Raw genomic sequence first — 24,822 nt, 5'->3', positions numbered from 1 at the left:
TCAGAGGTGCTTACAATCTGAGGATAAAATTCCTAGTGATTGTTGACATCTACCAGTGAAAAGATATGTATTGTTAGGGGTTTATGCTTGCAGGATGATTTGTGGGCAATTTAAACTCCAGCTAAAAGTTTAAAATAGGGGCTAGGGGCTAGGGACTGTTTTCAAACTCCAAAAGTAGGTTGGGTTAAGCCAAGCGCAACCCAACGAAGTGACGTAAATGTTGGGTTTCGTTCCTCAACCCAACCTACAATTAAGTCTAATTTAGAGTTTGAAAACACGCCCTAGGGGCTAGGGGCTAGGAAAGAGAGATTTTCATATTTGGTTGTGAGATTTTCTCGTGATTGACTGTCTTAAGTTTAAAATTAGAGATCATATTTATTTAGAAATTTAGTAGGCAGTACTTGTAGGGCAAGCATTAGCTAATGTTTTTATTAGTCAAATGAAGCCTGAGCCTGTGTTGGCAAACATGAAACATACCCTTTCAGTTCTGGTAGAAGATGAGGCGGGTGTTCTGTCCCGCATTTCGAGTTTATTTGCCCGTCGCGGTTTTAATATAGAAAGCCTTGCTGTTGGCCCGGCTGAACAGGGAGGCGTTTCCCGAATCACGATGGTGGTACCTGGTGACGATCGCGTGATTGAACAGCTGACCAAACAATTATACAAGCTGGTCAATGTCCTGAAGGTGCAGGATATTACAGAAACTCCCTGCGTTGAACGAGAATTGATGCTTGTTAAGGTGAATGCTACTAGCAGCAACCGCTCAGAAGTGATCGAATTATCTCAGATTTTTCGGGCGCGAGTGGTAGATGTGGCGGAAGATTCGCTGACGCTGGAGGTAGTGGGCGATCCTGGTAAGTTGGTGGCGATTGTGCAGGTGCTACAGAAGTTTGGGCTGAGGGAAATAGCCCGCACCGGTAAAATTTCTCTAACCCGTGAATCGGGTGTGAATACTGAATTGCTGAAATCTTTGGAAGCAAAGGTGAGTTAGCATCATCAAACAGATTGGCGATAGACGCAATCTTGTCATGAGTTTGTAATATCTACGTCAAAACCATGTGTCATATTGAATTTGGTATTTGGTTACAAAATGCTTTGATTTCGGTTAGAGGTGGGTTTGCCTACCTTTAACTGAATTTTTTCTTTTTTAGGGTTTATTCAAGCTCGTTAGTTGATTTTGTGCCAAAAACCAGATTTATCCTGCTATTTGTGCCATTTGGCAGCATTTCACTTGAGATAAATCAGCAAGTTTAATCCGGGGATGGTACGGGAAAGCGTCCACAAGACTAAGGTGATGTACAGTAAACCCAAGCTCCACTGATACCAGCCAAGTGTAGCAATTATGCTAGGTAAATGCTCATCTCGCATCCGAATATCGTTAAAGCCTAACCGCACTAAGTTATTCAAGCTAAAGTCATAGTAGTTTAGCCAGTTCCAGCGCCGATCCCATAAAAGATGCATATAGCGATCGCGGAATGTGGGATTTCGGGGAATGACAGGTAAGCGTCCAATTAGTAATCGTAGCTGGCGGAAGGTACCATCTTCTGTGAAGTAAGAAACCTCTAATAAGTCGTGATAGCGCCCTTGTTGATACAGTCGCATTAGTAAAATTACTGGGACGGGGACAATAATCGTTAACAGACATCCCAGAGTGAGCCAAGGTTGTTCCGCACTGCGAAAGATGGCTAATAAACTGAAAAATTCCAAGCCTGTAAAACTTACTAATATAGAAATAGTTTCGTAATATGTAGGGATAATTGGTGTAGGACGCAGACGACGATAGCGATCCACAAGCCAAAATATTAAGCCAAAAAAGGCGATCGCAACACCACCAACACCAAAAGCGAGCCAAATATTTGTACCATAGCCACTCAGTAGCAGTAGTAAACTTAACGCTAACCAACTCCAAGCGAGGAGTAACCAGCTACCTAATGATAGCGGTTCGCTGACAATCAAGCGATCGCGTACTTGGTTATAGGTATCTAAATCAATATCTGCTAGAGTTAGTAATTCACTGCTGTTACGGAATAATTTAACTTGACGGCGTTGAGCGATCGCTTCTGCTTGGGTGCTAGTAAAACCTAATCGCTTTAAACTAGCTAAAGGAGCCTTATTAATATTTGTAGACAGCAAACGGTGAGTTAACTCCCGCAGTCGCAATCGCTGTTTTGTATACTCCAGTTGATTAGCATCAGCAATTTGCTGTTGCTGACGGAAATTTTGCCCTAAATTACGTAATACATTCTGATTTCCTTGCAAAGTCGGGACGCAAAATCTCTTACCAATTTCACCAGTATTACCTAAAATTTTGGCTTGATTGGAGTTAAAACTCAAACCAGCCACAGTTAAAAAAGCATCTTGAGCAAAATTTGCATCGCTAAAATCTGCCAAGTTGAGAATGCTAGCACCTTGCAAACTCACCGATTGATCGAATTGGGCTTCGCGAAAAATCACTGCTTGATCGAATGTCGCATCTGTTAATAAAAGAAAGTCATCGAAATTGGCTTTAGTAAACTGTGCTTGTCCGAAAAAATGCACATCAGAAAAATCAGTATTTCCCAACCATTGCACTGTATTAAATTTCGCTAACTGCTTAAAATTAGCTTGGGTAAAATTCGCAGCACCTACAAATACACTATGTTGAAATTCAGCAGTTTCTTGAAATTGAACTTGCTTAAAACTACCTTTATTAAAAAAAATACTTTCCTGAAAATTACTCAAATGTCGAAAAGTCGCACCATTAAAGCTGACATCACGACTGAATCGAGTTTCATTCCAGTGTGTAGGCTGAGTAAAAATTGCGCCTTGGGCATCTACAGATTGTAAAAAGAAGATATTAGGAAACCAAACTTCACCATTAAACCGAGTTTGGATTAACGTTAAAGAACCGCGAAATACTGTAATTTCACTAGCTGCTGCTTGCGTCCCTAAAAGCGAACGACAATCTTTAGAATTAGGTAAACCAACAGCGAGAGATTGCAAACAAACTAGGCGTAAACTTTCCAATTGTTCTTTTTCATTTGGGGTAAAAATTGGCGCTATCTCTTGAGCATAAAGGGGAGTCCTTAAACCTAAATCGCTCCCCATAAAATCCCCTTGAATCAGAGAATAACTCAGATCTAAACCTAAAGAATTGGCGCGGTTTTTTTGTAATTCTTTCCGCAGCAATTGGTAAAAATTATCACGAAAACTGGCATTTTCTGGACGTAAATCAATAACCATCTGCCGCAAATCTACGGTTAAATTACCTTCGCGGAGTATAGGTGTCTTTAACCGTTCTTGTAACAACTCCAGAGTTAAAGGTGTACGCTGAATTGAAGTTTGAACTGCGGAAGCTGGTAGGGGAAATATAAGTAGAACAATTAATAAAACGCAAAGAAACATAGGAAAAAGCGCAGAGGATCGCAGAGAAAATACTTTGCGTACCTTTGCGTATAACCTTTGCGTACCTTTGCGTTTCCCAAATAAATTACTCAAACTGTTTTTCAATCATTCATCGCCAATCAGCAGAACAATTTTACCTGTGATAGAACCACTTTCAAGTAATTGATGAGCTTTTGCTGCTTCTGCTAAAGGAAATTTGTGACTGACATGAATTTTTAGCTTACCTTCATCAATCCAAGTTGCGCATTGTTGGAGAATTTCGGCGTGATGCTGCAATCCTTCCACCATTCCTTGTAACATCGGTGTTAACATCAGTTCCAAACCGATGCGGAGGTTACGCATTCTCGCTGCTTTCCACACAGTATTGGCATCTGGTTCTAAAATTGTCACAATATCGCCATATACTCGCACTGCGGGGAAGGTTTTGTGAAAGGTTTCGCCACCAATAGTATCAAAGGCTAAGTCTACACCTTCGCCACCAGTCCAATCTAGAGCGGCTTGTACAAAGTCAGTTTGTTTATAAAAAATTATTTCGTCAGCACCTAGTTGCTTGACAAAGTTCGCCTTCTCTTGAGAACTAACGGTAGTGGCGACATTCGCACCTTTGAGTTTAGCTAATTGAATGGCAACATGGCCGACACCACCAGCACCAGCGTGAATTAATACGTTTTCTTTGGGTTCTAAGCGTCCCCTTTCATATAAAGCTTCCCAAGCAGTAATTAATACTAAAGGTGCGGCTGCGGCTTCCGCAAAAGATACGGAAGCAGGTTTATGTGCTACAAACCGCTCATCAACAATAGTATATTCCGCATAATTACCTTGGTGTGCGCCTAAACCGCCATAGCAAAAATAGACTGCATCCCCTGGACGAAAGCGCTGTACCCCAGCACCAACAGCTTCTACAACACCTGCACCATCACATCCGAGAATGGCGGGCATTTGTTCGGGGTAGAATGTACCGCGTTGACGCAGTTTTGTATCGATAGGATTTATACCAGCTGCTACCAAGCGTACTAAAAGTTCAGTATCTCCGACAGGAACAGCAGGGTTTGTCACTTGTTGTATTTGCAGCACGTCAGGGCTTCCGGCTGCTGTCATTAAGACTGCTTTCATCACTTTTTCCTCATGGCTGAAGCTAGATGCACAATCATTTGCCACTTTAGCTTATCAGCATGAAGGATTCTCTAGTTAACAGAAAAAGAGCGATCGCTTTAAGGACAATACGGTTCAGTTAAGGATAAATGTAGGTTGGGCTTACCTTGTGTAAACCCAACAAAGCGCCGAAAATGTTGGGTTTCGTCCCTCAACCCAACCTACGCCAAATCTGTTTTTCGACGCTAACTGAACTGTATTGGCTTTAAGGATGGATCTGTGATTGAATTTGCTGTGTACTTTGCAATGGTGCATCTGGATTGCGGGTAAGTGCAGTGACTGTAACGCCTAACGCAGACAGCGCCACAATACAAAACCCAGCTAGCCATCTCACTTGCTGACGTAAATAGTTGATTTCTCGGTTCATGCGATCTACTTCTAGCGGAGAATATGGGTTAGCTGGTGAAGTTTCTACAGCGATTTCTTGCGGTAAATTTGTGGGATCTTCAAAAGCAATTTTTGTTTCTAGCCAGTTAGTAATTAACTGCGGACAATTCTTTTGGAACCAATGCCATGCAATTACTCTGAATACAGGTTTAGACACTCTGGCAATTAATTTGATTGTCCGGTTTAAAGGACGAAAGCGCAGCCTGCGGTTAATTAAGTTAACTGAGCCAATATCATATAAACAATCAATAATCAGCTTAATAGTTGCTTCTTCACTATTAGCTAAATTTTGTAATAAAAGGTTAACATCTTGCATTCTTTGAGCAGCAAGACGCTGATGGGCTAAGTTCTCTGGAGATATAACAGTTTGAGGTAGATGATTGCTAGGAACTATGGTCATACTGGTATATGAAAATTCTCAAATCTTAAAGGTGAGGTTTTTAAAAGAGCAATTTTAACCGCAATAACTAAAAATATATAACTTAATTTCTGTGTTCTATATCTGTAATAAGATGTAATTTAATAAGTTTTTAAATTCTTTTAAAAAATATAAATTCATATATCAGTAAAAACCTTATTAGAAATAGATTTCCAGCTTAATTTTATTTATAACAATCAAAACTAACAACAACAAATTTCATCAATGGCAATTAATTACTTTATATATAAGTTTCAAGCACTGTAAACAGTTATATGAACAACTGTACTGCTATCACTGATAAATATTCAAGATGCGGCAGAAAAGATATATCTAACGGTAAGAAAATCTGGTATTGATGACAGGCTAATACTTTGGATAGAAAGAGTTTTAATCCTATGGTAGACGTTTATCAAAAAAGCAAAAGTTATTCTTAGTCAAAGTTACCTCGACGTATAGCAAACCGTCGTGGGGGTTTTTACGAGGGTAAAGAATTACTGTATCTATAAAGCTGATGCAATCAGCATTCGCCAAGCTCATACTCAAAACACAAATTTTTCAGAAGATGAAGATAATTATGAATCTAGCGAGAATCTTCATGTTGTTTAAATATCGCTGAAAACTGCTGAGGCTTTTTCTTAATCCCATATATTTCAATGTTTTTCGACTTTTGCCACAATCGGGCAGGGTATTAAGGTGTGGTGCTTACCAAGACTGAGTTTAGTCACAGATTGAGTCGTTAACGGCGTTGTTGGCAATCTATTAACCACAAAAATCTAGAGCCTATAAGGAAAAATAATCATGAGGCCTTTGAATTTATCCAAATTTGTTTTGGCTGGTATCTTTGCTCTCAGTTTTGTTGCTGTACCCTTATCTATATCAGTTTCTGCTCAATCCGGTTCTTCTGGTGGTAGTGGTTCCTCTGGTGGCAGTACTGGTGGTACAGGCACTACGGGTACTACGGGTACTAGTGGTACAGGTACTAGTGGTACAGGCACTACAGGCACTGGCACTACAGGCACTGGTACCACTGGCACTGGTACTAGCGGCACAGGAACTACAGGTACAGGCACTACTGGCACTACTGGCACTGGTGGTAGTGGTACAACTGGTACAGGAACTACAGGTACAGGCACTACTGGCACTGGTACAACTGGCACTGGTACTACAGGTACAGGTAGTAGTGGTACAACTGGTACAGGCACTACAGGTACAGGTACTACAGATTTCGGCGGAACTGGTACAACAGGTACAGGCAGTGGCGGTACAACTGGTACGGGCACTAGTGGCACAGGTTCTACAGGTATTGGCGGTAGTGGTAGCACAGGTACTGGTACTACGGGTACAGGTTCTACGGGTACAGGTTCTACAGGTACTGGTACTACAGATTTTGGTGGTACAGGTACAGGTACTAGTGGCACAGGCACTACAGGAACTGACTCGACAGGTACCGGTACTAGTGGTACAGGCACTACAGGAACTGACTCGACAGGTACGACTACAGGTAACCCTTCGTTGCGAGGAACCAGTGATGTCAGAAGCGATCGCGGTACTGATTGGGGTTGGTTAGGATTGCTGGGTTTAGCAGGTTTAGCAGGTTTAGCGCGTAATCGCAAAACTCCTCGCGCTTATCAAGATCCTAATCAAGTCACGGGTTCAGGCACAAGATATTAAGTGTCATTAGTCATTAGAGACGCGATGAATCGCGTCTGTACAATTGTCATTTGTCATTGGTTATACCAGCAATGTGACAGATTGTAGGGGCATGGCACTGCCATGCCCTCTAGAATATATTGTTGGGTGCAATTACCAATTTACCTATCAAAATTAATCCCACGCTCACCTGCAAGGTAAACGTGGGATTAAATGGATGATGCAGCTAAAGAATTAGGCTTTTTGGTTAAGTTTCAGTTTCAAAAAGCGAAATATCGGCTATATTGGGACACCAATTTTCAGGTATTGTGAGGTTTTCGGGTAATAGAGTAGTGCGATCGCCAAAAGCTAACTCTAGCTGTTGTGATTCTAAATTTTCACATCTTGTCATATCTGCGCCAAAAACTCTCGCTTTCTGGAGAATAGCCTGATTTAAGTTCGTACCAGTGAGAATTGTTTGCTCTAGATTGGCTTCATAGAAATTGGCTTGTTCTAAGTTAGCTTCATAGAGGTTAGCTTGTTGTAGATTAGCTGTACTGAACAATACACCTTCTAAATTGGCACCGATCATTTTTGCGCCTTGCAAGTTACTACCAATCAAATTTGCGCCAAAAAGGTTACTTCCTTCTAAATTTGCCCCTTCTAGGTTAGTATCGCAAAGAATAGCTGCTTCTAAATTAGCATTTTCAAGTATCGCATCTTGCAAGTCAGCATCGTACAACATTGCGCCTTGCAAATCCGCTTCACACATGACAGCCTTAGATAAATTCACTTTTCGCAAAACTGCTTCTTGTAAATTTGCTTCTGTAAGTATTGCTTTTCTCAAGTTAGCTTCGTAAAGAACTGAGCCACAAAGATTGGCGTCTGCTAAGTTGGCGCTTGATAGATTGGCTCCAATCAAATTTACCCATTGTAAATTGGCTCCAATTAATATGGCTCCAGCTAAGTTAGCGTCCATTAAATCAGCGCCACTGATATCAATATCGCGTAAATCTAATTTATGATTTGCCAAATCATTTAATGTATTGCGTCTACCAATAACAGTCAAAGCTGTTTGAATATCTGTAGGGATTTTTTTCGCTAAATTTTCTTCAATATCACCATTTATCGGGGAATTCTCGCGGATAAATGCAGCTAGGATTTCCATAATTGTCCAATGGTATTTTGGACAATCTCTGGCAATTCTTTCTAAAACATAAATTGCAGCAAAACGTGTTTCTATTTGACTGCTACCTAAATGTGCGATCGCTTCTGAAAAACGTTTGGCAATTAATTCTTCTGGATTTACTGGTGGAGAATTTACCTGGCTGTTGATGATTTGCTTACGCTCCATAATTTCGGAAAAGGTTTTTGATAATACAGTCTGACCGATTGTTAAAGAAAGTTTTGAGGTATAGTACGTATGAATGCTAAGTACTATTCCCCATGCCACCAGAGAAATTAAAGTGATTATTTGGAGAAATATGGCAATTTCTTGCGTGATAGAAACTGCCGGAAAAATCGCCAAAGCGCTAATAATTAAAGATATGCCCAGAAATAATATAGCAGGAGTATATATATACCAAGTAGTTAGTCTATCTATATTGAATAAAGACGTATCAGGAGTCTTCATTGCTGAATTTTTATGTAATTTGGCTTATCCATACTATTATTTGTTAATCCCTTTTAGTACAGTAAATACACTGACTTAATTAATCAATAAATTTGTTCCCCTAAAAATCTCTATGGATTTACTTAGCACCATAATAATTACTGTAATTAGGCGCAATCAAAAACCCTACAAATTTTCAGAAGCTATTATTGAGGGTTTGCCGATTCAGATTATTCATAAATACCATATATAGGATAAAATTTGCACATACTCTGTAGACTTAGTTATGCGATCGCATTTATTAAATGTGTAAATTTAGCTCGTCATCAGGGCTACAGTTATGAAATATGCAGCAATAAACTGCGAATTACAAAATCAGCATGAATTTCGCGATGCAGCAATAAATGCGATCGCTAAAATAGCCAATAACAGCAAAAATATGCCAATTTTTTGGCATAAATTATTTATTTTGACTTAACTAGATTGCCGCCAATGTGTAGGCGCTTCTACATCATCAGGTAGGCGAGTTGTGCGATCGCCTAAAGCTGTTGTAATTTGTTGTAATTCTAAATTCTTCACCCCTGTCAAAATCGCTCCGGCTAATTTGACATCACAAAAGTTCGTCTCGAACAGGTTAGCACCCATCAAATTTGCGCCGTGGAGATTAGCTTCATAGAGAACGGCTTGAGAAAGGTTAGCGCCTATCAGGTTGGCTTGATGCAAATCAGCCTCAGCCAAGCTAGCTTCGGAAAGGTTAGCAAAGTAGATTTCTGTTTGTTGCAGTTTCGCTGCATTTAAGTTAGCGCCTTGAAGATTAGCTCCATTTAAGTTAGCGCCTTGGAGGTTTGCGCCAATTAACCCTGTGAGCTGTAAGTTAGCTTTACCCAACTTTGCACCTTGCAAGTTAGCTAGAAATAACTTGGCGGCGGAGAGATTGGCAACTTTTAAGGTAGCTTGTTGTAAATTCGCTTTATACAGGTTGGCTCCTTGCAAGTTAGCTGCACGCAGACTTGCGCTTGTGAGGTTAGCACCCCGCAGGTTAGCATTAGACAAATTAGCGCGATTTAAGTTAGCCCAAGCCAGATTTGCTCCCCGTAAATTAGCTTTAAGTAAATTAGCTTCATACAAAATTGCGCCAAAAAGTTTAGCACCAGCCATATCCGCACCAACTAAAACCGCACCGCGCAAATCTGCACCAGATAAGTCACAACCCCGTAAATCAAAATTTTCTAAGTTAGCTCCTTGTAAGTCGGCTTGTCTAATATCTGTATTGCGTAAGTTTATTTTCTGGTTTTCTCTATCTTCCAAATAATTACGCCTACCAATTACCGTCAGGGCTACTTGAATATCGGTGCGAATTTTGGGTAATTCGTATGGGGTATTTACTTCAATTTGTGGTGTGCGATGATTGTCTTTTTTGTACTTATCAAAATCTAGAGGTGCAACACTTTCCTCACGCATGAGTTCGTGGTGATGGAGAGGTGCATTTTCGCGAACAAAAGCCGTGAGAATTTCCATAATTGTCCAATGTTCTCTAGGAAATTCTTGGGCGACTCTTTCCAGAGCATAAATTGCTCCTGTACGGGTTTCACTTTTTTCATGCCCTAGCTGGGCAATAGCTGTCATAAAGCGTTCGGCTGTTAACCGCTCTTGGGAGAGTTTAGCATTTTGAATCGCTAGTTCGATGTTTTTTTCCGCCGCGATCGCACTTTTTTCTAAAGCTTGGGCACGCTTGGCTCCATAATATGCATTCACCAGCAATGCCAAGCCTAAAAAAATAATTGCTAAGGTGGCTACGGCTTGAATTCCATATTGTATTTGTTGTTGAATTGATAATTGCCGAATATTTGACAATGTAAAGAAAATCACAGTCAATAACAGCACAAATATCACTGCGATCGCTATCAACCAATTTAACAGTAAGCCTGTCTTGTTAGCAGACATTGCCCAAATATTCCTCGTTACTCAGGATTATTACTTATATTCTGAGGCTAAACAGTATAGCATATTGCCAGCCATTTGCATATATCCCCCAAGGTTGAGTTTTTTGCTTTCCATATCATTAGCCAGTAGGGGCGGGGTTTCCCCGCCCTTGTGCGAGTTTCGATTTTACTATTTGCTAGAGATATCGACATCAGAAAATTTTGCCTCTCTCAAGTTAGCTCCATTGAGGATCGTATCTTTAAGAATTACCCCATCTAACTTTGCTAAATATAGGTTTGCTTGATTTAAATTGGCTCCAGAAAGGTTTGCGCCGGAGAGATTCGCCGCACTTAAAATTGCTTCTTTGAGGTTAGCACCAGCCAGATTTGCGCCGGAAAGATTCGCCGCAGTTAGAATGGCTCCATGCAAATTAGCACTACATAAATCTGCGCCAGAAAGATTAGTTTGATAAAGGTTTGTCATTTCAAAATTAGCCCCGGAGAGTTTAGCACCCCTAATATCTATATGGCTTAAATCTAGTTGTTCAATTTCTCTATCTTGTTGAGTATTTCTGTTAGCCAGTATTGATAAAGCTGCTTGAATATCAGCACGAATTGTTGATAATGGGTTGTCTTGTACTTGGATATGAGTCTCTTGGGCGGCATTATTGCGAATAAAATTTGTTAACGCTGCCATAATTTTTCTATGTAATTTTGGATCGCCTTGCGCCATTGTGGCTAAATCATCAAAGACAGCTAAATTAATTTCTCTGTTTTGGTGTTCTAGTTGTTCAATTGCTTGATTTAAACTCTGGATATAAGAATATTTATTAATATTTTCTAATTTATTTTTATTAGCAAATAGCGCTTGATATATTTTGTCTAATAAAGATATATTTCTCTTATTATTGTTTCTTACCGTATTATAAGCATCTATAATTACTTTTAACATACATCTAGTTAATTTTAATAATTTAGATATTTGTCACCAAAAAAATCATACACTTTATCTGTAAGTATATCACTGAGATGTATAAGTAATCTTGGTAACTTAGATTTAGCAACGATCGGTAATATATATTAGCCAGAGAAATTAATTATTTCCGGAATTTATCTGTTCACAATAGATAATGTCACAGAGTTAGGGAAAGTTATCAGATGCCGCCAGAAAAATCAGCGAAATCAAAAAATTTGGTCTTAGTAGGAGGGGGCCATTCCCATGCAATTGTGCTGAGGATGTTAGGGATGAAACCTTTAGCTGGAGTAGGTTTAACTTTAATTAGTCCAAATTCAGATACTCCTTATTCGGGGATGCTTCCGGGACACATTGCTGGTTTTTACAACCATGATGAATGTCATATTGATTTACACCGATTAACTCAATTTGCACAAGCACAGTTTTATGTTGATCGAGCGATTAACCTAGATTTACAAAATAAAAAAGTAATTTGTGCGCATCATCCTGCTGTAGATTTTGATGTACTGTCTGTTGATATTGGCAGTACTCCCGCAAAAATATCTGTATCTGATGCAGCAGAATGTGTTGTTCCCGCTAAACCTGTTTCCGAACTACTCAAACACTGGTATCAATTATTGAAAAGTGTAGAAGCAAATCCGCAACAACTGCTAAGAATAGCGATCGCAGGTGGTGGTGCAGGTGGTGTAGAATTGGCGCTGTCGATGCAAGCACAGCTAAAACGAATCTTATCACCATCAGCGATTCTAGAGGTGCATTTATTCCAGCGCGATCGCCAATTAATGTCCAAGCATCATGATTCAGTGCAGCGACTCGTTGAAAAAATTCTCACCCAACGGGGTATAAAACTTTATTTAGGCGAAACTGTTACGCAAGTCACACCCCTTGCACAGACAGGAAATCAACCGACATTACAAGTTAAATGTGAATCGGAATTAACCGTAGATTGTGACAAAATTTTTTGGGTGACTCAAGCTGCTGCACCTGATTGGTTAAAATCTACAGGACTGCGGACTGATGAGCGAGGCTTTATTTTAGTAGGAGATACTTTACAATCTCTGTCTCACCCTGATGTGTTCGCGGCTGGTGATATTGCCACAATGATCGATCATCCCCGTCCTAAAGCTGGGGTATTTGCTGTCAGACAAGGTAAGCCTTTGTATACAAATTTACGACGATATTTGTTAGGTAAACCTCTCAAAGCCTATGTACCGCAGAAACAATACCTAAGTTTAATCGGTACAGGAGATAAAAGTGCGATCGCCACAAGAGGTGCATTCACTTTACCACCCAATAAATTATTGTGGTATTGGAAAGATTGGTTAGATCGCCGTTTCATGGAACGCTTTCAAAAGCTACCACAAATCGAAGATATATAGTAGTTCAATTTTTAATTTCATTCTGAATCTACTATTTCTACAGAAACTGCATCTAGCTCTGCTTCTAATTGCTCAATAGTTGGTAATTGTGTTTGTAATTCTTTTGGCAGTGACTTAGTTAGTCCTACCTGCCATTCAGCAATACCAATTGGCTTATTAACATCACGTAATGCATACTCAGCTATAACATTATCTTTACTTGCACATAAAATTAAGCCAATAGATGCATTATCCAAATTGGATTTCAATAAATCATCTACTGCAGAGAGATAAAAATTTATTTTTCCTGTATATTCAGGTTTAAATTTCCCAGTTTTCAATTCAACAACCACAAAGCAATGCAATTTGACATGATAAAAAAGAAGGTCAATATAAAATTCTTCCTCACCTATTTTTAATGGGTATTGTTCTCCTACAAAAGCAAAACCAACTCCTAATTCAAGAAGAAATTTAGTAATATGTTTAACAAGCTCTTTCTCAACTTCTCGTTCTTGGGCGTCTTCCCCTAAACTTAAAAAATCAAAGACATAGGGATCTTTAAGGGTTTCTCTAGCTAAATATGATTGGCTAGAGGGTAAAGTAGCATTAAAGTTAGTAATAGCTTTTCCTTGGCGGTTATAAAGTTGACTTTGAATCTGTAGATTGAGAATATTTCTACTCCAGCCATTTTCGATTGTTTTTTGTATGTACCATAGTCTTGCTGAAGCGTCTTTTACAGAATCTAGAATGCGAATGTTATGTCCCCAGGGAATTTGTCCAACAAGTTGTTGGACAATTTGTTCATCAGGGTAAGCTTCTGCAAAAGCCCTCATATAAAGTAGATTTGTCCGCGAAAACCCCTTCATTTCTGGGAAAGATAGGCGCAAGTCCACTGCTAACCTATCAATTACTTTTGCGCCCCATCCCTGCTGCTGCTGTCGATTAAGAATATCTCGTCCAATGTGCCAATAGAGTAATACTAATTCTTGGTTAACAGACAATACTGCTCGTTTTTGAGCGCTTTGTATGCGTTCTTTTAAATCCCGCAAAAAATTGTCATAATCGTCCATAAATAACCGTTTAACAGAGACAGTATAAATGAAAGGATACGATCGCCCAAGTTCGCCAATATCAACAGAAAAAATATTATAGGTCTAGATTGTATTTCTCAACATCTTTTGGATGTTACGCTATTTCTGCCAAGCTGTACTAACATTAATGTATTTATGTTTAATTTTAAAACTAGTTTTATCTTATTATTTATTATTTGTGTGGTAGCGACTGCATTAACAGCCTATTATTTAGGGGGAATTAGTCCGGATGTCATTAAATCTTGGTTGAAAAACTCTGGTATTTGGGCACCTGTAACTTATGTAGTTATCTATGTCATCGCCACCATTTTAGTATTACCTTCCACCGCCCTGAATTTAACCGGGGGTGCGATTTTCGGCCCTTGGCTGGGGACATGTTGGACAAGTACAGGGGCAATTGTCGCCGCGATCGCGGCTTTTATTTTTGCCCGGACAATTGGATATAATGCAGTATCCAAAAGGCTAGCAGGGCGTTGGCAAGCGATTGACGCCGAAATTAGGCAAGGCGGAGTCTATTACATGTTTGCCATTCGTTTATTACCGATTATGCCCTACGGTTTGGTTAACTTCGCAGCTGGGCTATCATCAGTCAGCTTTAAAGATTACCTCATCGGCACTATTTTAGGGACTGTACCGTCAGTATTACCATTTGTTTTATTGGGTAGTTCTGGCTTAAAAGCAATCCGTACCGGCGAAGTTATGCCACTTGTGGGCGCTTTAGCCTTACTAGGAATGCTAGTTGCTGGCTCTACTTGGTATCGTCGTCGTCGCCGTTTTCCCTTTCATCGCAAACGTTAAGTAAATCATGCTACCTAAATATTCTTTTATCGTCCCGATTTATAACGAAGAAGAAACCATCCAAGAAATGTATCGCCGCATTTCCCAAGTCATGAATCGCATGGATGGCGAGGTAGAGTTATGTTTGGTGAATGATGGTAGCCGCGATCGCTCTTTACAAATGATGCGAGAATTACATCAACAAGATCCGCGCGTGGTTTACTTAAGTTTGGCGCGAAATTTTGGACATCAAATTGCTGTGACGGCGGGGCTAAATTTTGTTCGCGGCAAAGTAATTGTGATTTTAGATGCCGATTTACAAGATCCGCCAGAATTGATTCCCGATATGGTAGAAAAATGGCGACAAGGATATAAAATTGTCTACGCCCAACGCATCCAACGCCGTCAAGAAGGGTGGTTTAAACGTTTCACCGCCTATGCTTTTTACCGCATTCTTAAAAATCTTGCAGATGTTGATATCCCCACAGACACAGGGGATTTTTGTTTATTAGATCGTCAAGTTGTAGACGTACTCAATGCTATGCCAGAACGCAATCGTTACATTCGCGGATTGCGGGCTTGGGTAGGTTTTAATCAAATAGCGATTAAATTTGAACGCGATCCGCGCTTTGCTGGTGAGGTGAAATATACATTTCGGAAATCTTTAGCATTGGCAATTAATGGATTAGTTTCCTTTTCTAAAGTACCTTTACAACTTTCAACTTATATGGGATTTTTCGCCGCCCTACTTTCACTGTTTATGTGTGTAATGGTGTTGTACTGGCGACTTGTTCAACCCCATTCTTCCCTCACGGGAATGGCTATTATTTTGATGGCTATTTTCTTTATTGGCGGCGTACAACTATTTAGTATTGGCATTTTGGGTGAATATATTGGGCGAATTTATGAAGAAGTAAAACAAAGGCCGCTTTATACCCTAGCAGAAGTAGCCGGGTTTTATGAGGATTATGCCGAACGCCAAAAAACCATGAGTATGGTAGACGAGAAATAGTTGTAACCAGCACAGCAAATTACCCCAGCGATGATGAGGAAATCGCCCCATTTTGTTAATTAAAATTTAAGAGCATATAACTACTTGGAATCTTGATCCTTATGTGGTCAAATAAAGATGATTCCCAAAATATATCGTTGCTCATCCATGAAAAACTCTGCTGCGCTAACAACTACATTTTGTATTACCTTAAGTTTGCTGCTAACAGCCTGTAATGGTGGTAACAGTGCTAATAATGGAGGAACTTCTACACCTACTCAGACTACAACTAACAGTCAATCAACAACAAATACATCAGGCGTAATTCCCATTGGTATTGCCTTTGCACAAACTAGTAACGTAGCATTACTAGGGCAAGAACAAGTAGCTGGTGCAAAAATTGCCGAGAAGTATTTCAACGATAAAGGTGGTATTAATGGTACGCCAATTAAACTAGTGTTTCAAGACACTAGCGGTGATGAAAATGGTGCAATTAACGCCTTTCAAACCTTAATTAATAAAGATAAAGTTGTCGGGATTGTGGGGCCGACTTTATCACAGCAAGCTTTTAGTGCAGACCCTGTAGCTGATCGTGCTAAAGTACCTGTATTAGCAGCGTCTAATACCGCAGATAAAATTCCCGAAATTGGCGATTATATAGCGCGAATTTCTGCACCTAGTTCTGTAGTTGCACCGAATTCTGTTAAAGCCGCAATCAAACTAAATCCTAATATTAAAAGAGTCGCGGTTTTCTTTGCGCAAAATGATTCTTATAGTAAATCAGAAACCGACATTTTCCAGAAAACTGTGAAGGATCAGGGTTTGGAATTAGTCACAGTTCAAAAGTTCCAAACTAGCGATACAGATTTTCAAACCCAAGCTACCAATGCAATTAACCTGAAAGCAGATTTAGTGATTATTTCCGGTTTGGCTGCTGATGGTGGTAACTTAGTCAGACAATTACGAGAACTCGGTTATAAAGGTTTAATTGTCGGCGGTAATGGGCTGAATACTTCCAACATTTTCCCAGTATGTAAAGCATTATGTGATGGCGTATTAATTGCCCAAGCTTACAGCCCAGAACATCCTGGTGAAATTAATTCAACATTTCGTAAAACCTATAGCGAACAATTCAAAAAAGAACCGCCACAATTTACAGCCCAAGCCTTTACAGCAGTTCAAGTTTATGTCGAAGCACTCCAAACTTTAGATAAAAAAACTAAAGTTAATACCTTAGCCCTGCCACAATTGCGCAATGAATTAAATAAACAGATACTAGCAGGAAAATATAATACACCCTTAGGCGAAATTGCTTTTACCCCCGTTGGTGAAGTCATCCAAAAAGATTTTTACGTAGCGCAAATCAAAATGGATAAAGATGGTAGCCAAGGTAAATTTACATTTTTAAAATGACGTATAAAAGGAGGAAAACTGACAACTGACAACTGACAACTGACAACTGACAAATGACATTCACCTTATTTTTGCAACAATTTTTAAACGGGCTATCGATTGGTAGCGTTTATGCAATTTTCGCCTTAGGATACACTCTGGTGTACTCCATTTTAGGCATCATTAATTTAGCGCATGGAGCAGTATTTACCTTAGGCGCATATTTTACTTATGCACTCATGGGTGGTAGTTTTGGCTTCAATGGTTTGCTAGCTAATGCCACTCTACCCATCAAATTACCATTTGCGATCGCCTTATTTTTAGGTAGCTGCTTGGCGGGATTGGTAGGGATAGCAATGGAACGCATCGCTTTTCAACCCCTACGTCGTAAAGGATCTGATCCTTTATTAACTGTAGTTTCTAGCTTGGGCGTAGCGGTAGTTATCGTTAACCTCATCCAATATCTAGTCGGTGCAGAAAGTTATACCTTTCCTTCCAATGCCTACGGGAATTTACCACCCTCTATAAACTTTGGTACTGCTGAAAGCCCGATTCCTATACGCAGCGTGCAAATCGTGATTTTTGCGGTTTCTGTGGTATTTGTGGCAATTCTTACCTATTTTATTAACGGTACTAAATATGGTAAAGCCATGCAAGCGATCGCCGAAGACGCAACTACCGCCAGTTTATTAGGAATTAACACCGATGGCTTTATTGTCCTGACATTTTTCATCAGCAGTTTCTTAGCCGGATTAGCCGGTACTTTAGTCGCTTCTAGCGTCAGTATAGCCGGGCCTTATTTTGGTATCGCCTTTGGTTTAAGAGGGTTAGCAGTCATCGTCTTAGGCGGTTTAGGAAGTATTCCCGGTGCGGTATTAGGCGGTTTACTCATTGGCTTAGTCGAAGCATTCGTCCCCGGCGAATATTCCGGTTATAAAGACGCCGTAGCATTTGCAATTTTATTTGTCATGCTATTAGTTAGACCCCAAGGTTTACTAGGACGCAGGTTTATTCAGAAGGTTTAAAGACTGTATGACCTTTACTAAACAGAAATTAACTTTTTATCAGTTTCTTGAACAATGCCCAGAGGAAGGTTTTTATGAATTGGTAAATGGAGAAATTGTTGAAGTGCGTGCTACGAGAAATCATGATGATGTCGCCAATTTGCTTTTATTTGCTTTCAATGATGAAATCAGGCGACTACTACTAAATTATGTCGTTAATAACACAGCAGTAATTAAAACAATAACTGCTGAAGGAGTAGAACAAGGACGCAAGCCTGATGTCAGTGTCATAGATAAGGATATATGGCGCTCAAATCGTACTGCTTACTCTGCACTGGAAGAATCGATTCAATTAGCTGTAGAAGTGACATCAACTAATTGGGAAGATGACTATATTGATAAATTAGACGAATATCAACGTTTAGGCATCAAAGAATATTGGATTGTCGATTATTTGGCAATAGGGTTAAGAGAATATTTAGGTAATCCCAAAGTTCCGACTGTATTTGTTTTTGTATTAGATAGTAATGGAAAATATCAACGCCATCAATTTCGAGGTTCTGAACGAATCATATCCCCAACCTTTCCAGAATTAACATTAACAGCAGAGCAAATATTGACAGCTTAAGCCTAAGATTTATTAGGAATTATGATAATAATGCATTCGCAATGCGGCAGGACTTACGCAAAATCATCAAAAACCTTAATTTATTGAACCGCCAAGACGCCAAGAACGCCAAGAATTAGTAGAGTGTGTGTAAATCCTATGATAATTAGATAAGGGAATTAAGGGGAGACAAGGAGGATAAGGAGGACAAGGAAGATAAGGGAAGGGAAGGGGGACAAGGAGGAAAAATAACAAATGACTATTGACTATTGACTATTGACTAATGACTGAATTTATTTCTACTTACGGTTCGCTAATAGTCTCTATGGTATTAGGGGCTTTATTGGGGCTATCCCTTTACTTACCATTAATGACAGGACAACTATCTTTAGCCAGCCCCGGATTTTATGCTTTAGGTGGTTATATTGCTGCAATTTTATCAACAACAGTCTTTAAATCTGATAGTGGTTCATTTTCGATTTGGCTGTTGTTAATCGAGATGATAATTGCTGGTGTAGTTTCTGGATTATTGGGTATCGCTGTCGGAATTCCCGCTTTAAGATTGCGGGGAATTTATTTAGCGATCGCAACTATTGCTTTTGTCGAAGTTTTGCGGGTTATTTCCCTTAATTTAGAAATTACTGGCGGTGCAGTCGGTATTTTTGGTATTCCCCAACCCTTCCAAAACCAAATCGAATATTTATGGATTGCTTTACCATTACTCATAATTTCAATGGTGTTATTTTACCGTCTCGAAAGGATTCGCGTAGGTAGAGCATTTACTGCAATTCGAGAAGATGAACTAGCCGCCGGTGCAATGGGAATTAACCCCACATACTACAAAGTTTTAGCTTTTACATTAGGGGCTATTCTTGCAGGGGTAGTTGGTGCAATTAGCGCCCATTTTCTCAATACCTGGAACGCCCGCCAAGGTACATTTGATGCAAGTATTATCTACTTAACTTTTGTCTTAATTGGCGGTTCGAGAACGTTTTTAGGTTCGGTTGTGGGCGGAATGGTATTTACAGCTTTACCCGAAATCTTGCGCAGTCTAGCCGATACAGGCGGATTACCTTTGTGGTTAGCGCAATTTTTACGGGATGGGAGATTAATTATTTTTGGCGTGCTAATTGTTATCGGAACTATCTTTTTCCCTCAAGGATTAGTCACACCAGATATTTTTAAGCAGCGCAAAATTAAGAATAGATCCTAATTTAATATTTAAATCACTAGTAGTCTGTCGCAAAAATTTCGAGGGGTACAAAACGAACCGCAAAGACACGAAGTACACAAAGGAAGAAAAAATAAGAAGAAACTTACCCCACAGAATTAATGTGATGAACCACTAGTCCCTAGTCTCTAGCCCCTACCCCCTATAAAAATGGATAACAATTCTATTGTCTTAGAAGCAAAATCATTGACACGCCGCTTTGGTGGTTTAGTGGCTGTAAATAATGTATCTTTCGCAGTCCAAAAACATGAAATCTTCGGATTAATCGGCCCTAATGGTGCAGGAAAAACCACATTATTTAATTTAATCACTGCTTTAATTCCCCCTTCTGAGGGACAATTAATTTATCAAGGTCAAGATATATCCCAATTACGTCCCCATAAAATTGCAGCTTTAGGAATTGCCCGCACGTTTCAAAATATTCGCTTATTCGGTGAATTATCAGCTTTAGAAAATGTGATTATTGGCGGACATTTGCATACTAATAGTGGTATGATTACAGGAGTTCTAGGATTGCCACCAGCGCCTAGTGAAGAATCTAAAAGTCGCAAAAAAGCCTTAGATTTATTAGAGATGGTGGGATTGAGCGATCGCACTCAAGAAAAAGCCAAGAACTTTGCTTACGGCGATCAGCGTCGCTTAGAAATCGCCCGCGCTTTAGCCTTAGAACCGCAAATTTTGCTCCTCGATGAACCCGCAGCAGGGATGAACCCCAGCGAAAAACAGCAACTTAGCGACTTTATTCGCAGTCTTAGGGAACGCTTTAACTTAACAATTATCTTGATTGAGCATCATGTACCCTTAGTTATGGGATTATGCGATCGCATTGCTGTTTTGGATTTTGGACAATTAATTGCTTTGGGTAAACCTGCTATTGTCAGAGAAGATCCAGCCGTAATCGCAGCTTATTTGGGAAGTGGATGAGGAATTAAACCGCCAATGAACGCCGATGAACGCCAAGATTTAATTAGTAAAGAAGATTTTACGATTTTAGATGTTCAAGACCTAGATGTAAATTATGGCGGTATTCAAGCCTTAAAAAAAATTAATTTAATTATTAAAAAAGGTGAAGTAGTCACTTTAATTGGTGCTAACGGTGCTGGTAAAACTACCACACTCCGCGCTATCTCGAAAATAGTTTATCCCAAAAGCGGGGCGATTTTTTATAGTGGTAAGAATATCACGCGCCGTCCAGCTTACGAAGTAGTAAAACTAGGTATCGCCCATTCTCCTGAAGGAAGGAGAGTATTAGCCAGACAAACAGTTTTAGATAATTTATTATTAGGCGCTTATATTCGTAACGATCGAGAACAAATTAAAGCAGATTTAGAACAGCAATATCAGCTATTTCCCCGTTTAGCCCAAAGACGCCATCAGCTAGCAGGAACCCTGAGCGGTGGTGAACAACAAATGTTAGCGATCGCTCGTGCTTTAATGAGTAAGCCTCAACTCCTGCTTTTAGATGAACCTAGCTTAGGTTTAGCACCTGCGATCGTCCGGGAAATCTTTACTATTATTGAAAATCTCCGCGCTACAGGCGTGACAATTTTATTAGTTGAACAAAACGCGAACTTAGCTCTACAAATTGCCGATAGAGGATATGTTTTAGAAGCTGGTGCTATTACTTTAACAGGTGCAGCATCGGAATTAATTACCGATGAGCGCGTGAAAAAAGCATATTTGGGATAAATAAATTAAATGAATAATTAAGGCGTAATATATGGTACAGTTACCTACCAAACCTCTAACTTTAGAAGAATTTTTAAAACTACCGGAAACCAAGCCAGCTAGTGAATATATCAATGGGCAAATTATTCAAAAACCTATGCCACAAGGAAAACATAGTAAATTACAAGGTAAGCTAGTTACTGGCATCAATCAAGTAGCTGAGACTCAAAAAATTGCCCTAGCCTTTCCAGAATTACGCTGCACCTTTGGCGGACATTCAATTGTCCCTGATGTCGCTGTAAGTAAGTCGGCACGATAAAAACCATGTATGTTTAGTTTTGTAAAAACTGTAGAATGACCAATTTCTAAGCTATTCGATGATTTTACATTTCGTCACATAGCTTGATTTTTTAACGCCGACTTACTTATTTGCTTGGGAAAGGATTCCTGTAGATGCAAATGGGGATGTGGCGAATGTTTTTGAAACATATCCAGATTGGACAATTGAAATACTCTCACCTGAACAAAGTCAGACCAAAGTTACTGGCAATATTTTACATTGTCTAAAGTATGGTACTAGCTTAGGTTGGCTGATCGATCCAGATGAAAAATCTGTGTTAGTTTATCCCCCAAAACAGCAACCAGAACTTTTACAAGCAGAACAGGAAATATTACCAGTTCCCGATTTAGTGAGTAACTTGCAATTAACTGTAGGACAATTATTTGCATGGTTAAAATTATAAGCTAATGCAAAACTAGACAATTGATTGTAGGTTGGGCTTACCGTGTGTAAACCCAACAAACCCCTGTAAATGTTGGGTTTCGTTCCTCAACCCAACCTACGCAGCTAGCATTTCCAGAATTACGTTGTACCTTTGGCGGACGTTCAATTGTCCCTGATGTCGCGGTGTTTGCTTGGGAAAGAATTCCTGTAGATGCAAATGGCGATTTATTTGGCGGACATGTAATTATTGTCTCGATTGATTGTAATGGAATTTTTGAAGATGCAGATATTGCAGGTTAATACTGCTAGACAATAATCAAAATTGAATATCTAATTTTGTAAAAGAAAAAAATTTTTAATCTATAAATAAGCAATGCCCACCATTTTATATCTTTGGTGGGCATTGTGAATCATATTGTATTTGTAAATTGCTATTTCAACTGTAATTCTGCTTCGCCTACAACAGGTTCTCCTGATTCACCTAATACTCGTGAATAGAAAGATCCAGCTAAAATTGCACCTAAAATAGGCGCAATCCAAAACATCCAAACTTGGCGAAACATTTCTACCCCAGCAAAAAGTGCAGGGCCAGTAGTACGCGCAGGATTTACTGATGTATTAGTGATGGGAATACTGACTAAATGAATCAAAGTTAGCGCTAAACCAATAGCAATTGGTGCAAAACCTTTAGGCGCACGGCCATCGGTTGAACCTAAAATTACTATTAAAAAAATAAAGGTGAGTACAACTTCTGTGATGAAACAAGCGAATAGTGAATAACCACCGGGAGAATGTTCTGCAAAACCATTTGTTGCTAATGGATTCGAGCCAGAAAGTGTAAAGCCTGGTTTACCACTGGCGATTAAATAAATTAAACCTGCGGCGACAATTGCACCTAATACTTGAGAAACAATATATGGCAGTAATTCGGAGCCGGGAAACCGTTTTCCTGCCCACAAACCAAATGATACAGCCGGGTTAAGATGACAACCAGAAATATGACCAATGGCATAGGCCATAATTAAAACTGTCAGTCCAAATGCTAGAGACACACCTAAAAAACCAATTCCTAATTCATTGGCTTTAGCATCAGGAAATGCTGCTGCAAAAACAGCACTTCCGCATCCACCAAGAACTAGCACCAATGTTCCGAGAAATTCCGCAAGACAACGGGTAAACAGGGGTATCATTTTTTTTATCCATACTCTCCTCAAGTTAAATTTACGCTGTCATGTTTCCAAATTTTTAATCTTTTATTATCTCTTAAGTTTATACAACTTTTTAAGTAAGTCGGTGTAATTAAAATACTGGTAAGGGCTGTCATTTGTCATTTGTCATTTGTCATTTGTCATTTGTCATTTGTCATTTGTCATTTGTCATTTGTCATTTGTCAGGGATTCAAGTCTATTTACGTTTCGTAATATAAACCACATCTATTTTGAGAACCATAGTATTAAAAGTAGTGGGAGCATCTTGCTCCCTAGTGGTAGTAGCGGGCAAGACTTCGGCGTGAGCGCTCAGTCGAACGCTGCCCGCACTACTCCTGGTTTCAAAATGGACGAGGTTTAGTTGACTTGATTTATATTTCGCAATAACTTTTTTAACATTGTTTTTACCTCGCGATTTTTTACTCAGCTTCTGAAGATGAGAAACAATCTCAGATGTCCTAGCTGCACAAGCCGACTTTTACAAAACATCACAATATTTATAATATATTTAGATTTGTAGCCCAGTTTTTGGGTGTCTATTACTGTAGCGAATTGTATTCGCCTGAACAATTAAAACCATGAGTCAAATTATCTGGATCGCCAGACACGCCAACCGCCTTGACTTTGTCAACCCCGATTGGTTTCTCACTGCTGAACGCCGCTACGATCCACCTTTATCAGAGGATGGTTTCATTCAAGCCAAGCAGCTAGCTAATCGCCTAAAAACAGAGAAAATCAGTCATATTTTTGCCTCTCCCTTTCTCCGCACCGTGCAAACGGCTAATGCAGTAGCCCAAGCCCTAGATTTACCGATTAAGCTAGAAACTGGGTTAAGTGAATGGCTAAATCCTGCTTGGATGACAGAAGAACCAGAAAGGCTTTCTACATCAGCGTTAGCAGAATTATTTCCCAGAATTGATATCAGTTATACCGCACGCATTGCTGCCAAATATCCGGAAACACACGAACAAGTCAGAGGACGTTCGGGACAAACAGCTAGATGTCTGGCTACAGAATTCTACCCGGAGAATATCCTGTTAGTAGCACATGGCGCTTCTGTACTGGGTGCGGCTATGGGATTAGTCGGAGAAGTTGCAAAAACGGAAGTGAAGGCTTCTTTATGTTCTTTAGTCAAAGTGGTGCTGCAAGACTCAGAATGGTTACTAGAACTTAAGGGAGATACTTCTCATCTAGTGGAGGTAGAGGAAGTAGTTCGATTTGTTTAAATCTCTGATAGAGATTTTGAATCTTGGCTTCCGCTAATCTAGATATTGCTATGGACTGAGAATTC

At 39.6% G+C, this 24,822-nt stretch carries 21 protein-coding genes and 2 pseudogenes; 15 read left to right on the top strand and 8 right to left on the bottom strand.

What is annotated here, in order from left to right; all coding sequences use genetic code 11:
* Positions 1-466: 466 nt before the first annotated feature.
* Positions 467-988, top strand: coding sequence for an acetolactate synthase small subunit (gene ilvN / locus AACW45_RS33870; protein ID WP_096645640.1), 522 nt, complete (start codon positions 467-469; stop codon positions 986-988).
* Between the two features lie 236 nt (positions 989-1,224).
* Here the strand turns inward: ilvN and AACW45_RS33865 are convergent, their stop codons facing one another.
* From AACW45_RS33865 to AACW45_RS33855, 3 genes are all read right to left on the bottom strand, one after another.
* Positions 1,225-3,381 (bottom strand): pentapeptide repeat-containing protein, encoded by a 2,157-nt coding sequence (locus tag AACW45_RS33865; protein ID WP_190630196.1) that lies wholly within the window; start codon positions 3,379-3,381, stop codon positions 1,225-1,227.
* A 105-nt stretch (positions 3,382-3,486) separates the two neighbouring features.
* Positions 3,487-4,494: a zinc-dependent alcohol dehydrogenase family protein gene (locus tag AACW45_RS33860; RefSeq protein WP_190630194.1), complete on the bottom strand. Its 1,008-nt coding sequence runs from the start codon at positions 4,492-4,494 to the stop codon at positions 3,487-3,489.
* 244 nt (positions 4,495-4,738) lie between these two features.
* Complete coding sequence (locus AACW45_RS33855) at positions 4,739-5,320, bottom strand: hypothetical protein (protein ID WP_190630192.1); 582 nt, start codon at positions 5,318-5,320, stop codon at positions 4,739-4,741.
* 819 nt (positions 5,321-6,139) lie between these two features.
* Here AACW45_RS33855 and AACW45_RS33850 point away from each other — a divergent pair.
* Positions 6,140-7,012, top strand: coding sequence for a WGxxGxxG-CTERM domain-containing protein (locus AACW45_RS33850; protein WP_190630190.1), 873 nt, complete (start codon positions 6,140-6,142; stop codon positions 7,010-7,012).
* Between the two features lie 226 nt (positions 7,013-7,238).
* Here the strand turns inward: AACW45_RS33850 and AACW45_RS33845 are convergent, their stop codons facing one another.
* On the bottom strand, positions 7,239-8,603 hold the full coding sequence (locus tag AACW45_RS33845; RefSeq protein WP_190630189.1) for a pentapeptide repeat-containing protein: 1,365 nt from the start codon (positions 8,601-8,603) through the stop codon (positions 7,239-7,241).
* Between the two features lie 319 nt (positions 8,604-8,922).
* Here AACW45_RS33845 and AACW45_RS33840 point away from each other — a divergent pair, with 319 nt between their 5' ends.
* Positions 8,923-9,060: a hypothetical protein gene (locus AACW45_RS33840; protein WP_190630187.1), complete on the top strand. Its 138-nt coding sequence runs from the start codon at positions 8,923-8,925 to the stop codon at positions 9,058-9,060.
* Here AACW45_RS33840 and AACW45_RS33835 read toward each other — a convergent pair.
* Positions 9,057-10,526, bottom strand: a complete 1,470-nt coding sequence (locus AACW45_RS33835) for a pentapeptide repeat-containing protein (protein WP_190630186.1) — start codon at positions 10,524-10,526, stop codon at positions 9,057-9,059. The two genes, AACW45_RS33840 and AACW45_RS33835, sit on opposite strands and share 4 nt — an antisense overlap.
* Before the next feature lie 168 nt (positions 10,527-10,694).
* A complete protein-coding gene (locus AACW45_RS33830; RefSeq protein WP_190630184.1) occupies positions 10,695-11,456 on the bottom strand; it encodes a pentapeptide repeat-containing protein in 762 nt (253 codons plus the stop codon).
* A gap of 206 nt (positions 11,457-11,662) precedes the next feature.
* On the opposite strand from AACW45_RS33830, the gene AACW45_RS33825 reads away from it, so the two are divergent.
* Positions 11,663-12,859, top strand: coding sequence for an FAD-dependent oxidoreductase (locus AACW45_RS33825; RefSeq protein WP_190630182.1), 1,197 nt, complete (start codon positions 11,663-11,665; stop codon positions 12,857-12,859).
* Positions 12,860-12,876: 17 nt separating this feature from the next.
* On the opposite strand, the gene AACW45_RS33820 is transcribed toward AACW45_RS33825, so the two are convergent.
* Positions 12,877-13,908, bottom strand: a complete 1,032-nt coding sequence (locus AACW45_RS33820) for a PDDEXK nuclease domain-containing protein (RefSeq protein ID WP_190630180.1) — start codon at positions 13,906-13,908, stop codon at positions 12,877-12,879.
* Between the two features lie 156 nt (positions 13,909-14,064).
* Between AACW45_RS33820 and AACW45_RS33815 the strand changes: the two genes are divergently transcribed.
* The 10 genes and pseudogenes from AACW45_RS33815 to AACW45_RS33765 form a co-directional block, all read left to right on the top strand.
* Entirely contained in the window at positions 14,065-14,727 is a 663-nt protein-coding gene (locus tag AACW45_RS33815) for a TVP38/TMEM64 family protein (protein WP_190630178.1), read from the top strand.
* 7 nt (positions 14,728-14,734) lie between these two features.
* On the top strand, positions 14,735-15,718 hold the full coding sequence (locus AACW45_RS33810) for a glycosyltransferase family 2 protein (RefSeq protein WP_190630176.1): 984 nt from the start codon (positions 14,735-14,737) through the stop codon (positions 15,716-15,718).
* 147 nt (positions 15,719-15,865) lie between these two features.
* A complete protein-coding gene (locus AACW45_RS33805; RefSeq protein ID WP_190630175.1) occupies positions 15,866-17,110 on the top strand; it encodes an ABC transporter substrate-binding protein in 1,245 nt (414 codons plus the stop codon).
* A gap of 53 nt (positions 17,111-17,163) precedes the next feature.
* Positions 17,164-18,114 carry a branched-chain amino acid ABC transporter permease gene (locus AACW45_RS33800; protein WP_190630173.1) on the top strand — a complete coding sequence of 317 codons (951 nt, stop codon included), beginning with the start codon at positions 17,164-17,166 and terminating at the stop codon, positions 18,112-18,114.
* 7 nt (positions 18,115-18,121) lie between these two features.
* Entirely contained in the window at positions 18,122-18,721 is a 600-nt protein-coding gene (locus tag AACW45_RS33795; protein ID WP_190630170.1) for a Uma2 family endonuclease, read from the top strand.
* 262 nt (positions 18,722-18,983) lie between these two features.
* Positions 18,984-19,913 (top strand): branched-chain amino acid ABC transporter permease, encoded by a 930-nt coding sequence (locus AACW45_RS33790; RefSeq protein WP_190630168.1) that lies wholly within the window; start codon positions 18,984-18,986, stop codon positions 19,911-19,913.
* Between the two features lie 168 nt (positions 19,914-20,081).
* Positions 20,082-20,855, top strand: a complete 774-nt coding sequence (locus tag AACW45_RS33785; RefSeq protein WP_190630166.1) for an ABC transporter ATP-binding protein — start codon at positions 20,082-20,084, stop codon at positions 20,853-20,855.
* A gap of 15 nt (positions 20,856-20,870) precedes the next feature.
* Entirely contained in the window at positions 20,871-21,620 is a 750-nt protein-coding gene (locus AACW45_RS33780; RefSeq protein ID WP_190541017.1) for an ABC transporter ATP-binding protein, read from the top strand.
* 31 nt (positions 21,621-21,651) lie between these two features.
* A pseudogene (locus AACW45_RS38525) lies at positions 21,652-22,342 on the top strand (Uma2 family endonuclease).
* Between the two features lie 101 nt (positions 22,343-22,443).
* Positions 22,444-22,551 (top strand): annotated as a pseudogene (locus AACW45_RS33765) (Uma2 family endonuclease); the annotation flags it as partial.
* 203 nt (positions 22,552-22,754) lie between these two features.
* Here AACW45_RS33765 and aqpZ read toward each other — a convergent pair.
* Complete coding sequence (gene aqpZ, locus AACW45_RS33760) at positions 22,755-23,513, bottom strand: aquaporin Z (RefSeq protein WP_190630164.1); 759 nt, start codon at positions 23,511-23,513, stop codon at positions 22,755-22,757.
* 596 nt (positions 23,514-24,109) lie between these two features.
* Between aqpZ and AACW45_RS33755 the strand changes: the two genes are divergently transcribed.
* Entirely contained in the window at positions 24,110-24,757 is a 648-nt protein-coding gene (locus tag AACW45_RS33755) for a histidine phosphatase family protein (RefSeq protein ID WP_190630162.1), read from the top strand.
* Positions 24,758-24,822: the final 65 nt, after the last annotated feature.

The sequence above is a fragment of the Calothrix sp. FACHB-168 genome, assembly GCF_963889195.1.
In the GTDB taxonomy this organism is placed as follows: Bacteria; Cyanobacteriota; Cyanobacteriia; order Cyanobacteriales; family Nostocaceae; genus Aulosira; species Aulosira anomala_A.
This window is presented reverse-complemented; position numbering and strand designations above follow the sequence as displayed.